Annotated in this window: 10 protein-coding genes; 4 read left to right on the plus strand and 6 right to left on the minus strand. The window is 48.0% G+C overall.

Annotated elements, in window-relative coordinates; genetic code table 11:
• Window positions 1-9 precede the first annotated feature (9 nt).
• A complete protein-coding gene (locus ACJMM9_RS01160; protein ID WP_405323071.1) occupies window positions 10-795 on the minus strand; it encodes a hypothetical protein in 786 nt (261 codons plus the stop codon).
• Complete coding sequence (locus ACJMM9_RS01165) at window positions 795-1,373, minus strand: DUF4255 domain-containing protein (protein ID WP_088639986.1); 579 nt, start codon at window positions 1,371-1,373, stop codon at window positions 795-797. Before ACJMM9_RS01165 ends, ACJMM9_RS01160 begins: the two co-directional genes overlap by 1 nt.
• A gap of 493 nt (window positions 1,374-1,866) precedes the next feature.
• Here ACJMM9_RS01165 and ACJMM9_RS01170 point away from each other — a divergent pair, with 493 nt between their 5' ends.
• From ACJMM9_RS01170 to ACJMM9_RS01180, 3 genes are all read left to right on the plus strand, one after another.
• A complete protein-coding gene (locus tag ACJMM9_RS01170; protein WP_405323073.1) occupies window positions 1,867-3,204 on the plus strand; it encodes a LuxR C-terminal-related transcriptional regulator in 1,338 nt (445 codons plus the stop codon).
• Window positions 3,205-3,404: 200 nt separating this feature from the next.
• A complete protein-coding gene (locus ACJMM9_RS01175) occupies window positions 3,405-3,743 on the plus strand; it encodes a hypothetical protein (protein WP_405323075.1) in 339 nt (112 codons plus the stop codon).
• A gap of 155 nt (window positions 3,744-3,898) precedes the next feature.
• Window positions 3,899-4,906: a hypothetical protein gene (locus ACJMM9_RS01180; protein ID WP_405323077.1), complete on the plus strand. Its 1,008-nt coding sequence runs from the start codon at window positions 3,899-3,901 to the stop codon at window positions 4,904-4,906.
• Window positions 4,907-5,046: 140 nt separating this feature from the next.
• On the opposite strand, the gene ACJMM9_RS01185 is transcribed toward ACJMM9_RS01180, so the two are convergent.
• From ACJMM9_RS01185 to ACJMM9_RS01200, 4 genes are all read right to left on the minus strand, one after another.
• Window positions 5,047-6,375 carry a TldD/PmbA family protein gene (locus ACJMM9_RS01185; RefSeq protein WP_405323079.1) on the minus strand — a complete coding sequence of 443 codons (1,329 nt, stop codon included), beginning with the start codon at window positions 6,373-6,375 and terminating at the stop codon, window positions 5,047-5,049.
• A 73-nt stretch (window positions 6,376-6,448) separates the two neighbouring features.
• The gene (locus tag ACJMM9_RS01190; RefSeq protein ID WP_405323080.1) at window positions 6,449-6,685 is read right to left on the minus strand and encodes a transcriptional regulator; all 237 of its coding nucleotides are present in this window, start codon (window positions 6,683-6,685) and stop codon (window positions 6,449-6,451) included.
• Between the two features lie 118 nt (window positions 6,686-6,803).
• Complete coding sequence (locus ACJMM9_RS01195; RefSeq protein ID WP_405323082.1) at window positions 6,804-8,543, minus strand: hypothetical protein; 1,740 nt, start codon at window positions 8,541-8,543, stop codon at window positions 6,804-6,806.
• Window positions 8,544-8,582: 39 nt separating this feature from the next.
• Complete coding sequence (locus tag ACJMM9_RS01200; protein ID WP_405323084.1) at window positions 8,583-10,088, minus strand: formylglycine-generating enzyme family protein; 1,506 nt, start codon at window positions 10,086-10,088, stop codon at window positions 8,583-8,585.
• A 236-nt stretch (window positions 10,089-10,324) separates the two neighbouring features.
• Here ACJMM9_RS01200 and ACJMM9_RS01205 point away from each other — a divergent pair, with 236 nt between their 5' ends.
• Window positions 10,325-14,770: an acyl-CoA dehydratase activase gene (locus ACJMM9_RS01205; protein ID WP_405323086.1), complete on the plus strand. Its 4,446-nt coding sequence runs from the start codon at window positions 10,325-10,327 to the stop codon at window positions 14,768-14,770.
• Window positions 14,771-14,919: the final 149 nt, after the last annotated feature.

Consider the following 14,919-nt stretch of genomic DNA (forward strand, 5'->3'; position numbering starts at 1 on the left):
CTCCTATTTTTATGGATTAACAAAACATTCTGCGACAAAAATCGAGCCTCCGTCCTGACCCGTTTTTGTTTTGGCAATAGACTTTGCATTTGCATTCGGAAGGCATTTCATCAGAACCTTCGACGTCGCTGAGTCAAGCAGCTGGAACCGTGGAGGCGCCCCACTTACAATCGGAATTTCGCGTTGAGATACATAAAGCGAAAACCGCGATGATCTTTCAATACACACAAACTGCACCGGGTCATCAGTCTTCAACGAGTCATTTATGAGCAAATTTTTATTCGCATACGCGCCAGAAACGCAATAGCACCACCTCAATTTTTTCGTCGGTATCTTTACAGTACATGTAAGATAATTTTCATGATTTATATATTCCGGTTCCAAAACAACTTCAAGCAAAAAAAGCACACCAAACATCTGTTGCAATTCAGGCAAAGTGTTTTTTTTACGCCCTTTGACACACACACCATTTGAGCATGACACATTCGCAACCGGGAACTCATCATGAGCAACATTATCAAATTTTGTCACATTCCAGACCTCCGAAATAGAAGCCCTGACGAAAAAGGAAAGCGTCATTTTTTTTGAAATAATGTTTTTATGAGGTTTGTAATAAGCAAAAATTCGAACTTTTCCATCGTAAATACGGCAGAGAAGTCCTTCCCTTCCCATTATTTCCGCTGTTTCAGAGGACGGGGTTACATTAAAACCACAACAACTCCCGTTGTAGTACTCATGGCATAAAGATACATCGGCAATTCTTTCATATCCTTCACGTTTATCTTTTTGATCCATTATATTAACCCCAACTCTGAATTTTCTGGCAACCGAATAACATACGGCTGGTAATACGAATAGTTTCCACCAAGAGCAACCGTTTTTAGGCGATAAACAACAGAAGGAACATATTTTGCACCAACCATTCCCCACAAATTGTTCAACTCTTGCATATTCAAGTTTTCCATGTCAATTGCAATTTTTTCCAAGCCCTCAGGCAAGTCTGGCGAATTCGAACGGTCGAAAAAAGAATGATCCATGAAAAATCCAACCGTTTTAGACAAATAACGCAACGAATCCAAATAATTCCGGCCTTTAAAATTTGCTGCAATAACAAAATACAGGTTCAAAAAGACCATTTTGGGCGGAACAACAGCTCGATCGCCAGATACTTCTGGGACAGAATGATTCTGCATCATGCTATCCCGCTCCATATTCACAAGAAAAATGTTCAACTTATTTACTGCGTCTTCATATTCTTTACCATCATTTTCAAGCATTTTCGAAACAACAACAAGATCTTCACGGACAGACATTTCCTGACGCAAATGAAGATTTAACCTCATAGCCAAATACTGTAAAGAAGCTCCTATCATATTCTATACAAGTACCAACATTTATATTTTATACACATACATTTATATGCATTTTTTCATTTAAATTCATTCACCTTAAGTCGCAATATAATATTCTGTCAAGCTTTTTGTAAATTGTAAAATTTATTTTTCTACAGTTCATTTGTTTTTATAAACAAAAGTTTGTATAAGCGCAAATCAGCAGTTTTTAAAGCATTCAGACCTGCAAAAAATGTCAACATTTTACAATAATTTTACGAGTAAAAATCGAAAAATTGTTATGCGTACGCAAAGATCTGCATTATACAAGCAGCGTTATAGGTAATCCATATAATACGCATAAAAGCAAAAAAGACCTTTCGCGAACAAGCAAAGCTCCACAACGCTGGCAAGCGGCCAAAAAAGCCTGTTTTTTGTGTAAAAACGCCAAAAATTACGCGTTTGTAATAAAATTAACAGATTATTTTACAATAATACTATGTGATTAGGACTGATTTTATATTAAATTAAGCCCATGTTTGAGCAAAATACAAGGCAAGAGCTGACCTCTCGCCAAAAAGAAATATTGTCTCTTTTACGCAAGGGACTCACAAATACAGAAATATGCAAGACTTTAGGCATTTCGGCGAATACCGTTAAAGTGCATCTTGCAAATATTTATAAGATTCTCGAAGTCACGAACAGGACTGAAGCTGTTTCTACGCAGAACGAATCCGCTATAAAGATCGACGATTTAAAAAAAGATTTAATCATCGTTTTCAACAAAGAAAACGACTTTGCAGCAACGCCAAAGGCGCAAGAACTTTACTTGTCCGTCGTCGAGTCCTTCCACCAGTATCACATATTCCGCATTATAGATTTTCCAGAAAAAGATCTTGTGCCGGGATTTGTCATTAGCGTTTCTGCAACACGCGACAACGAAGAAGTTCTATTTATTTCCATCAGGCAAGGCAACTCTCGAGAACTGCTCTGGACAACATCAATCAAGGTCAACAGCGACGACATTTTGCTTTTAGCACAAAAGACATCTATGCTTTTGTTCAGAAGCCTGGTTCTTGCAACCGCTAAAATGAAGTACACCCCATCCAGTTCCATCCCCTATTGGTGGTACGCTTCAATGTACTGCAATGTCAAACTAGAAAACCGTAGCAAAGAATCATTCGATATCAGCAAGAAAATGCTTACGCCTCTTGCGACAGGCAGTGAATACAATGAACAGGCCACCTACATGTTGTCGATGGCTTATTACATAGCCTTTCTTGAAAACTGGGGCGACAGGCAAACGAACAGCCTCGCACTGGGAGAGCTTGCGCGCAAAGCGATGTACAATGCGCCGTATTCGGTCTATTCAAAGGTCATCATGGCCTTCTACAACACGACCATCGGCAACAAGGCAGAGGCAATTTCCTACCTCCAGCAGACCATTGAAGAAACCCCTCTTTTCATTACAGCCCGCATATACCTCATACAAATTTATCTGCTTACAGGGGAAGAAGAAAGAGCGCTCAAGCTCATCGACGAATGCGAACGTCTAATTCCAGAAACAGCAAATAAAGCATCGGTCACCCACGCAAGGTCATTGATTCTTTTTCTACAAGGTCGATACAGCGAGTGCAAGAAACTAGCCAAACAGGTTTTACTTTATACGCCCAACGCGATGGCGGTTCGCCTCATCATGATAGCATGCTGCTATAAAATGGGTCAAAAAGCAGAATGTGAAGCCCAAATCAAAAAACTATACGAGAACCATCCGTCTTTTAGCCAAAACGACATAGAGCAGCTTTTAGCCGGTGTCGCCCCGCAAAAGAAAGCCTTTATTATGGAATCATTACAAGAAATATTCAAAAAATAATACTCAAATAATACATAAAATAACCCCACATAATTCCAAGGATAAACGCTTCGTAATCATACAAATTAGTACATACAAACGCCAAATCAGATTATTGCGAAATAATACCATTTGATTCTACTTTTAGCACAGATCTTAAGAACAACGAATCAATCAGTTCTTAAGACATGCTCAAACAACTAAAACAGGAGAAAAATCAAATGGATAGCATCCGCTACTTCAAACTTCACAATTCGGCAGCATTCGTAGTACGCATTAAAGTCGAAGTGACTGACAAAGACGGTAAGATTTACGAAGTTGGAAAAGACGGTTACGATGACATCTGCGTCGGCGCCGAAAGAACATTCGATTTGCTGAACGACCCGAACAGAACTATTACTTCGGGCGATACAGTACGTTTGAAAGCCGATGTGTCTGGCGGAACAGACAAGCTTGCAGAAGAATCTTTCACTTACGACCCGAACTCTCCGAAGACGGCTCGTTACAAGATCACCGGTTCTCTCTTTGGCAAGACCCTCCATTTCGAAGACTGCAACTAATTTTCAAACAAATTAGTAGAGCGAAAGGTGAAGACCCATTTGAGGTTTTCACCTTTTTAATACTCAATATAATCCAAATGGGTTATTGCGAAACAGCGATTATACATTTATTTTTGATTTTGCAATTAACAAAAAACTTTATACAGGAATAAAACATGAATACGCAAAATGCGCCGCAAAACGAAGAAGAAAAAGAAATCGAACTCAAGGACTTGAAGCCAGGTGACATTCTCATTTTTGATGGAGAAACAGACGACCTCATTTCCCGCCTTATCATGGCATTTACCAATTCCAGAGTTACCCACGGCGCAATTTTCATGCAAAACGGCGAGAATGCAGCATTAGCAGACGCCGGGCAAGACGGGATCAACATGCACCTTGTTACAAGTACTCCAAACGCTCGTGGCGTACACGTCCGCCGAATCACAAAGAAAGGCGGTTTCGGAGACGATTTCGACAAGATCGTGGCTCCAGTCACCGATATCGCATACGACTACGTCAAGCAGGGACTCGTTTATCCTTACTCGAATCTGGTTTTGCTCGCCATGATCCTCATTTACAAGGATGTTTCTCACGTAAGCCTCAAGCAAGCTGCAATTATCAAGTTGTTAAAGATTGCAGCCGCCGAACTGAAGACCTTAATCGATGAAAAATACCACGATGGCAAACACACGATGGTTTGCTCTTCATACGTGTACCAGTGCTATCTGGATGCATCCAAGAACAATCCTGATTTGAAGATCAATATTAAAAACGGCGACGTTGACGCCAATCTCAGAGCCGGCAAGCGCACAGCAACGCTTTTGGATCTTTACGCCGAACACGCTGCGGAATACAACTTCAACAAGACTTTCACCGCAGAAAACGACGAACCGGTAACGGAATCCACTCAAGAAGTTTTGGAAGATCTTGTTGACGATAAAAATGAAGATCACGTTTACCTGCTGAAGAGCAACTTCTTGAGCAACGCCATTGAAGATTTCTTGAAATCGCTCTTGAAGGCAAGCGGCATTGTCGTCGATAGCATCAAGGATTTGATCGACAACGCCAAGCAACAGCAGGCCATGTTCGTCACACCGCACGACTTGTATTGCCACACGACAAATACGGTTTCAGTCGGTAAAGTTCCTCTCGACCGACACAGCGAAAAATACAACCCGTAATAGGGTAAAAAAATACCTCAAACATAGTGCTGCAAGAGCTTGAAAAGGATCCACCTCCCCAAGGAAAGCTCTTGCAGCATTTTTTATACAGAAAAGGCGGGACAAAGCCCGCCGAAATGTAACCTGCTGAAAGCCGAGCGTTAGGCGCTCACGCTTAATTCGCTCACGGCAAGTGCAGGAACCTTGTAGCTTGCAAACGGATCGCGGTATTCGTTACCGACCGCCACAATGTTCTTGATGATGTCGAAGAAGTTCCCGCTGAGCGTGACGCCATCGACCGGGTGCTGGATAGCCCCGTTCTCGCACCAGAAACCATGCGCACCGATGCTGAGTTCACCGCTCACGGAATTGCAGCCGGAATTGCCTTCCAGGCGCACCACGAGCAAGCACTTCGGGAAAAGCTTCAGGAGTTCCATCGTCGTCATGCTTCCTGGCGGTACGAGCATATTGTAGAAGCTCGTGGACATCTTGCTGCCAAAACTACGAGCGCCATTGCCGGTCGTTTCGCGACCCGCTTTTGCTGCGGTTTCGAGATTGTAAAGCGCCGAATTGAAGACGCCATTTTCGACAACCTTCACGCGCTTCGTGAGGCAGCCTTCGGAATCGAAATAGAACTTGTGCTCGAACATTTCGCCAGTCGGATCGTTCCACAGCGAGAAAACGTCGCTTGCGATTTTTTCGCCTTCCTTACCGTCGAGGCGGGACTGCCCCTTCTGCATTGTTTCAGCAAAGAACGGCTGGCTGTACATGCCAAGGAAACGCGCAGAAATGCGTTCCGAGAGAATCACAGGAATCTTGCCGCTTTCGATTTTCTGGGCGCCAAAAAGTTCCGTCGCATATTCGGCAGTCTTGCTTGCGATTTCATCGACAGAGAATTCGTTCCAGTCGCGGCCATTCTTGACAAAGTTGCCAAGTTTCTTAATGCCGTTGCGACTTGCGACTGCACCTGCACCCGCAGAAGCGCAGTTCGAGCGGGCTTCGTAGAAAAGTCCCGTATTGTTTGCAACAACGGAATAATCATGTTCGATATCGCCACCGAGGTACGGGATGTTCTCGATTTCCTTGGACTTTGCAAACGTCGCCCTTTCAAGCTCGATGCAGAAATCTTTCATGGTCGCAAGGTCAAGCGATTCAAGTGCCGGATTGTAGTTCGGTTCGCCCTTCGGGAGTTCTACCGCATTCGGGAGTGTAATGTCGATCTTTTCGGTCCACTGCGTGTGGCAAAGAGCGTCCTTGAGCGTCTGGCGCAAGGCTTCGTCGGTGAGTCGTTCCGTATGCGCGTAACCTGGGCGGCCATCTTTGATGACGCGGACCCCAAGCCCTACGGAATCCGAAATTTCAGTACTCTGGACCTGCCCCTGAAAGACGGACAAGCCCTCGGAATGGGTGTTAGAAGCGATTACATCGAACTGTTCGGCTTCGCCCTTGGCGAGGTCGCACATGAAAGAAACGGCATCTTTAATATTCATATCGCAAGTATAATAATTATATAGATGTCACCCCGGATTTATTCCGGGGGCGGCATACACTTTTTAGTATTACCTATCGAGAAGCGCGGCTTTTGCGTTCGAGCATTTTCCAATAGGCGGCGGGGCTACCCGTCACGGATTCAAGCGCATTCGCGATTTCGGTCGAGATGCTGATTTCACCTGCTATCAGCTGGTCGAGCATTTCTACAGAAACGCCCACCCTGCGGGCAAATTCCGGCTTGTCAATTTTGAGCCATTCAATTCCTTCGAGGATCGCCTGTCCCGGCGTCGCGGTTCCATGTCTTGGCATAATTTTAGTCGCTAGTTATTAGTTCACTTAATTAGGAGTTCGGAATTCGGAATTTAAATAATCGCGGCAAAGCCGCCAAATAAATCAATTCCTAATTCCTACTTCATAATTCCGAATTTTAAAAATCCACGTTTTTCCAGCCTTCGGCGCCAAAGCGAAGGTCGCGTTCCACGAATTCCCAAATCAAGAGCTTCTTGCCCTTGAGTACGCTAGCCTTGCGAGCAAGCTTTTCACGCACGAGCGTCGAGGCGCCACCGTCACTCACGATGCTTGCAACACGGGCGTTCATGTTCTTCGCAAAATGAGCAATCCATCCGGCGTTCACCGGCGAATCGGTCTGGTAAATGCGGCTGAAGCTATCACCGAGAATCAAGATTTCGGACTTGCGGAAATCGTCCTTGAAGGGAGTGATTGTAGTGTCGTAAAGTACGGTGTCTCGTTCGCAAAGCGCAGACTGCGCTGTAAAGCAAGAATCGTTCTTTTTGCAAGCGCTCTTTGCAGCATCGATACAAGTCGAATCCACCGGGAGCTTTTCGGTGCGTTCCTTGATATTCTGCAGAGAAACGACATGCCCAGTCACCTGTTGCATCTTGAACACATTGAACTTGTTAAGCCCGCTCATTTCGCCCACGTCACCCATGCGGTCGGCGACGGAATCTGCAGCAATGTAGCGCACATCATCCTTTCCGCGGAATTTGACTGTTCCTGCATCCACCATCTCGCGGACTTTCTTCGCAATCACATCAGCCGCAAGTTCAGCACCACGCGGAGTCCAGTGCGTATCGTCGTTCAGGTAAAGCGCACCTAGCTTGTCGTCGTCAGCCTTCGCTGCCAAAAGCGGCGTGTACAAATCCACCGTGTTAAAGCCAGCATGCGTGAGCGAATCGAGAATTTTCTTGCCGTGCGACTGAAGTCCGGCGGCGTTTTCAACTGCGGCAACATTTCCAAGACCAGCATTTTCGGCACCCGCGACTCGAGAATTGCGCCCCGTCAAGCGCTCGGTATAGATGCTCGGCTTGCCCGGCGTAATCACCACGAGCAATTCCACGCCCTTCGCCTTGAGCTGGTCGCGGAACTTTTCAATCGCCTTCACCGGATTGTCGAGCTTTGCACTGCGCACATCAAGCGGAGACGGTTGCACCAGGAATTCCACATCCTGACGGTAGAAAAGCCACTTGTCTTCGGGCTTGGCCTCTTCCCTGCCGCACGACTTGCCGATGCAATCGCCCGCAGCACCGAGAACGACCTTCTCGCCCGGATCGCTAAAGAGATTCCACACCGCAAGCTGGTACTTCGGGCGCAAAGCCAACACAATAGCGCTCTCGTCATCAATCTTATTTTCAAAAGCACGCAAATAGCGGCTCGTCCACACACCGTAATGTTTCACATCCAGGAACGCACGCCACAGCGACACATGCCCAAGGTCAGCCACGAGCGACTTGATGCAAGAATCCGCCTGCGGGAATGATTCCGGTTCGTCCTCCAGCTTCGAAAGCAGCGTATCCGCCAACTTGAGGCTCTTGTAACGAGCTTCAGATGTATCGAGTTCGGCATACGTATTCACCGAAAGCACAGCCGCTTCCAAGTCCGAAAGCGAAGACATCACAGGCTCCAGCGCATCGGCCACTTCTGCACCCGCAGCAATCGCCTCACGCGCCGCCCGCCACTTCACATCGAGCGAGTCCGCAGCCGCAGCGACCTTTTTCTCGCGCACAATCGGAGCGTAAACCACATCCTTGAAAATGTCAAACGGCTGGAAACGCTTTTCGCCACGCAGGTCATTCACCGCCTGCACGCCAAACGGGAGCAACAGCAAAATCGAAAAAATAACGACAGGGATAATATATTTCTTATTCACGGGAAATAAAATAGAATTTTGCAGTGATGTTACTAGTTACTACTTTTCGTTAACTGTTTTAATTTCGCTCCATTTGGCGTTATTGCCGATGTTGCGGATTAAGCGGAAACCGGCTAAGAGTGAACTTCCTGATTTGTAATGTCCATAATCGAAATCTTTCCAATAAGAGATATTGTTAAAACTTATGTTTGGGGCTGTAACAACTCGATAACCACCTCCTTTCATGCAACTTATATTGCTGAAGTTGTATCTAAGGTATTTCTTTAATAAAACATTTTCTTGAACAAGGCCAAATATGTCATAAAGACCATATCCGTTAGGTAACAATTGACCAACAGGTTCTGTATCTTCATATTCGTGTTGTTCTTTGACGAAGTCTGAAAACTTGGCATATTTTGTAGCCTCTTCAAAAGTTGCAGTAACATCTCCCCAAGGCGCTTTCTTTTTTGTGTCCCCTCCTCGGGCGAACATCATCCATTCGTCGTAATAAGGGAGTCTATATCCATCGGACGTCTTATCTTCTGTAACCTTTATGTATGGATTAGGGTAGAAATATTCATCTCCATCAAAAAATCTCGTTCCGTAGTCTTTAAAGTCCCAATAGGTTATTATATATCCATTGGTTAAAATTGCAGGGCTATGGGCTTCGATTGGCGAAAAATGATAATATGGCTTAAGCCCTTCTTTAATACTGCGAGCATTAGCGTATTTCATAGCCTGCTGTACGGATAGCATGTTAGCGGCGGTGTCATGCGCTATACAATTTTCATTTCGGATACTGCGTTTTTTTCTTGACAACCATTTTTTATGGTGCTTTTGAAAATCCCAATATTCATATGTTGCTTTTTCTGGAATGCTATCCCACATCAATTGTGTGAACTCGCAGTTTGTGACGGGGTACTTATCTACTAAGTACGTTCCGGTAACGGAAACAAGCCTTTCAGGATCTTCATTTTGGGGGCCACAAGGTACTGCTCCGTACTCCCCTGCATTGCAAACCATTTGCATCTGTAATTCTTTTTCGGAGTATCGATTAAAACCTAACAGAACTTTTTCATTCTTGAAATTCAAATACTTCATCCCGACCGCTAAATTGATTTTCTTCGAACGATCCGCTTCTGAGAAATACACATTAACAGTTTCAACTCCAATAAGCATCGGGGCTTGGAATGCAAGACAGGAATCGCTAGATATAGTCGCATTCAATGATGTTTCCCACGCGACAACAGGCCCGTCAACACAAATTTTGACGATTTCGTTTTTCTCCACTTCGAGCCAGTTTTCTTTGCTCAAAGTATCGCGGCTTACATTAAATATTCTTTGAATTTTATTTTCAGGAATCTTTTCCAGATTTTTTCTCGGTTTGACACCTTCAACCGGCGTTTTCACCAAAATCGTGCCATGAAATCTTTCGGCGAGCCCAACAAGTTTTGAATACTCCAAGCTATCCTTATACGCACCGCGACATTCCCCATACTTGTCGTAATAGAATTGAGCATTCGCAAGTGCAAAGCACATCGTTAGGAGCAACAAAATACATTTCATACAATGGAATATACAAAATTACGGATTCCCTTCGCTCTGCTCCGAAGATGATGCCGTAAGGAGAATTTTACTGGATCCTTCCGCTTCGCGTCAGGATGACGGCTTCGTGGATAACACGCCTATAGCGCACTGCACACGCGAGCAATTACCCAAAATTCGTCAAATTGCGCGTTTTATCGCCATAAACGCAAAAAGACATTTTCAAATAATGAAAAAAAACTAAATTTGGCTTCACTATGAATACTTCTATGAACGATTTATGGGTGGGTGTCGACGTAGGCTCCACCACTGTGAAAATTGCTGTAGTCGATCCCGAGACATCTAAGCTTTTACACTATACATATCAGCGTCATAACGCCATGCAGGCGCAGAAGGTCTATGAGGTCCTGCGCGAAGCCCATGCCCTTTTCCCGGGCAAGAACTTCAGGGTCACGTTCTGCGGTAGCGGCGGTCAGCCGTTCGCCGAGGCCACTCACGCCTTCTTTGTGCAAGAAGTAGTCGCAAACGCACTTGCTGTGCGTGCCACCTACCCCGATTCCAGGGTCGCCATCGAACTTGGCGGTCAGGATGCCAAGGTTGTCTTCTTCGAAAAGGACAAGACCACCGGCAAACTCATCGCCTCCGACATGCGCATGAACGGTGTCTGCGCCGGCGGTACGGGTGCATTTATCGACCAGGTCGCGGAGCTCCTCCGCATCAAGACGGAAGTATTCGAAAGCTACGCCAAGCGTGGCCAAAAAGTCTATGAAATCTCGGGCCGTTGCGGCGTGTTCGCCAAGACGGACATCCAGCCGATGCTCAACAACGGCATCGCCAAGGAAGATATCGCCCTTTCGAGTTTCCACGCCATTGCAAAGCAGACCATCGGTGGCCTCGCCCAGGGTATGGAAATCAAGCCGCCTGTCATTTTTGAAGGTGGCCCGCTCACATTTAACCCGACTCTCGTGAAGGCATTCAAGGAACGCTTGGGCATCTCCGATGAACAGGCGATTGTTCCGGAACATTCCGAAGTGCTCGTCGCCATGGGCGCCGCTCTCGCTAACGGCTCCATGTTCGCAAACCAGGAATGCATGTACCGCGAAGAGGGGTCTCTCGACGCGCTCGTTCACTTTAACGAAATCCGCCAGGCCGAGAACAAAGCCAAGGCAGCCTCCGACCTTTTCTTCCAGAGCGAAGCAGAATACAAGCTGTTCCTGGAAGAACACAAGATGGCGGACAACCATTACCCGCAGCCGCCTTCCGGCACGACCATCAACGCCTACTTGGGCATTGACGCAGGTTCTACAACCACGAAGTTCGTGCTCATCGACGAAAATGAAAAGGTCATCGACGGCTTCTACGCAAGTAACGACGGTGAACCGCTCGCCGTCTTGAAGCGCGCCATGGTGGACCTCGCCGACCGCTATGAAGAATACGGCGTGAAGCTCAACATCTTGGGCGTGGGTACAACCGGTTACGGCGAACAGCTCTTTGCAAAGGCTGTCCATGCGGACTACCACACGGTGGAAACAGTCGCCCACGCAAACGCAGCACAGCGCCTCTGCCCTGACGTCTCGTTCATCTTGGACATCGGTGGCCAGGACATGAAGGCCATCTCCGTGCAGGACGGTGTCGTCACGGGCATCATCCTCAACGAAGCCTGCTCCTCGGGTTGCGGTTCATTCATCGAAACTTACGCCCGCAGCCTCGGCATCCCGATGGAAAAGATTGCGGAACTCGCATTCAACTCCAAGAGCCCGTCTCAGCTCGGTAGCCGCTGCACCGTGTTCATGAACAGTTCCATCATCACGGAACAGCGCGACGGTAAGCAGCCCGAAGACATCATCGCGGGTATCTGCCGTTCCATCATCAACAACGTCTTTACGAAGGTCATCCGTATCCGCAACTTAAGCACACTCGGCAAGAAGGTCGTGGTGCAGGGCGGTACGTTCAAGAACAACGCCGTTCTCCGCGCCTTCGAACAGTACACGGGCCTCAAGGCCATCCGTCCGGAACGCCCGGGCGAAATGGGCGCAATCGGTATCGCTCTCCTCACGAAGAAGTTCATGGAAGAAAAGCGTGCCGCCGACCCGAACGTGCAAAGTAAGTTTATCGGGCTTGAAGCCATGAAGACCTTCAGCTGGCACAACCAGCCAGGTCAGCTCTGCCAGTACTGCACCAACCACTGCTCCCGCACTATCGTCACGTTCAGTGACGGTCAGAGCTTTGTGACGGGCAACCGCTGCGAACGCGGCGAAGTCACCGCCGACCCGAACGATCCGGCAACGAAGAAGCTCATCGCCGAAATCAACAAGAAGATGCAAGCCGTGCCGGACATGATCAAGCGCACAAACCAGCTCTTGGTCAAGGACTACGCTCCGCAGATTCTCTTGCCGCAGAACGGAAAGACCATCGGTATCCCGCGCGTGCTCGAATTCTGGAACAGCCTCCCCTACTGGAAAGCATTCTTCACCGCCCTTGGCTACACCGTTGTCGTGAGCCGCCAGAGCGACTACAAGATGTTCGAAGCAGGTCTCCATAGCGTGCCTTCGGATACGGTCTGCTTCCCCGCCAAGCTCGTCCACGGCCATGTGCTCAGCCTCATCGAAAAGAAGGTCGATCGCATCTTCTTCCCGATGATGATTTCGCTCCCGAGTGACCACACCAAGTTTAACGCCACGACGGTCTGCCCGGTCGTACAAGGCTACCCGAACATCTGCCAGAACACAGACGAACCTGAAAAGAATTACGGCATCCCGATGGACCAGCCGATTTTCCACTGGGCAAACACGAAGCTCCGCAGAAGCCAGACGATCGACTGGTTCCACGACAACTGGAACATCGACAAGAAGATTTTGGACAAGGCCGTCACGGAAGGCGAAAAGGCACTCAACAACTACCGCACCACGCTCCTCGAAGAAGGCCAAAAGATTCTCGACGACGTGAAGGCAAACGACACCTTTGCTGTTGTAATTGCAGGCCGCCCCTACCATGCCGACTTGCTCATCAACCACAACATAGCAAGCCACTTTACCGCAATGGGCATTCCGGTGCTCACCACCGAATCGCTCCCGGGCGTTTACGATCAGGACGTTCCGAGCCACACCCGCGTGGAAATCAAGAACACGTTCCACTTGCGCATGCTCGGTGCAACGATGATTGCATCAAGAGATCCGCATGTTGAACTTGCCCAGATCGTGAGCTTCGGTTGCGGACATGATTCCGTCTTGACCGACGAAATGATGCGCATGATGCACCGCGATTCCAACAAGGAAATGCTCATGCTCAAGCTCGACGAAGGCGACGCCCGCGGCCCGGTCGGCATCCGCATCAAGAGCTTTATCGAAACCGTGAAGGCCCGCCGTGCGGCAAACCTCCCGGAAAAACCGATTTCGAACGAGCCGCAGTTCCACACGCCTTTCGTTGCAAGCGACAAGAACAAGCGTATCATCTTGACGCCGAACCTCTCGCCTGCATTTGCAATCCTCGCAAGTTCCTACATCCAGGGCAAGGGTTACCTCTCGGATTACCTCCCGGTTGCAGACAAGCGCGCTATTGAACTCGGCAAGAAGTACGTGCATAACGACATTTGCTTCCCGTGCCAGATCAACATCGGCGAATGCCTCAAGTGGCTCGAAGAACACCCGAATGTTCCGCAGAACGAAGTCTCGATGTGTCTTGCCAAGAACTGCGAAAACTGCCGCGCCGTGCAGTACTCCGTGCTTGGCCGTAAGGCTCTTGACGAAGCAGGTTACAAGGACGTTTCCATCATCACGACTGGCGTTGACACGACTGGCATGCATCCGGGTTTCCAGCTCGGTCTTGACTTCCGTCTCCACACGCTCTGGGGCCTTGCATTCATGGACGCCATTGAAACGGCTTACCGTGCACTCCGCCCCTACGAAATCAACAAGGGTGAATCCAAGAAGATTTACAGCAAGTGGATGCCGGAACTGATGAAGACCGCCGCAACACTCAAGAAGACGGAACTCGGCTCTGCCAAGCGCCTTGTCGAAATGTTGCGCCAGTGCATTGACGAATTCAACAAGGTCGAAATCACGGAAGCTCGCCAGAAGGGCATCCGCAAGCCGCGCGTTGCCGTGCTCGGCGAAATCCTCATGAACTACCATCCGAGCGCAAACGGACATGTCGAAGACTACCTCATGGACAACGGCATGGAAGTTTACCTCCCTGGCATGATGGACTTCTTCCGCGTCGACGAAGTGGTCCGCGCCGAAAAGATCAAGCGCGGATTCTCAGCCAACCCGATTGCAGACCGCATCGAAGGTGGCGTCACCGCAAAGCTCTTTGCACACGCCGCAGAAACAGCGAAGAAGGTCATGCAGTCGTTCAAGCTCTACGAGCACCACGCCGACTGCTTCGAACTCGTGAACTACATCGACGGCATTATCGACCCGACGTACAACACGGGTGAAGGCTGGCTCATCCCGGCAGAAATCCTTTACAACTCAAAGCACGGCATCAACAGCTTCATCATTGTGCAGCCGTTCGCCTGCCTCGCAAACCACATCAGTGGCCGTGGTCTCACGAAGGCTGTGAAGGAACGTTGCCCGCACGTGCAAATCTTGAGCCTCGACTACGATCCGGATACCAGTTTCGCGAACATCGAAAACCGCTTGCAGATGCTCATCATCAACGCTCGCGAACTCGAACGCGCAAACAAGGTGAACGTTAGTCGCTAGTCATTGACCATTGGTTATTAGAAGAGGAACCCCCGACGGGGTTCCTTTTTTGCATTTGCCACAAAAAAGTGACCCACCGGCGTTGAACTGAACCCAAAAAGTTGGACAGTTTAAAGTTAGGATAAAACAGTGTTATGAGTTCGGTATTG

The sequence above is a fragment of the Fibrobacter sp. genome, assembly GCF_045112255.1.
Classification (GTDB): domain Bacteria; phylum Fibrobacterota; class Fibrobacteria; order Fibrobacterales; family Fibrobacteraceae; genus Fibrobacter.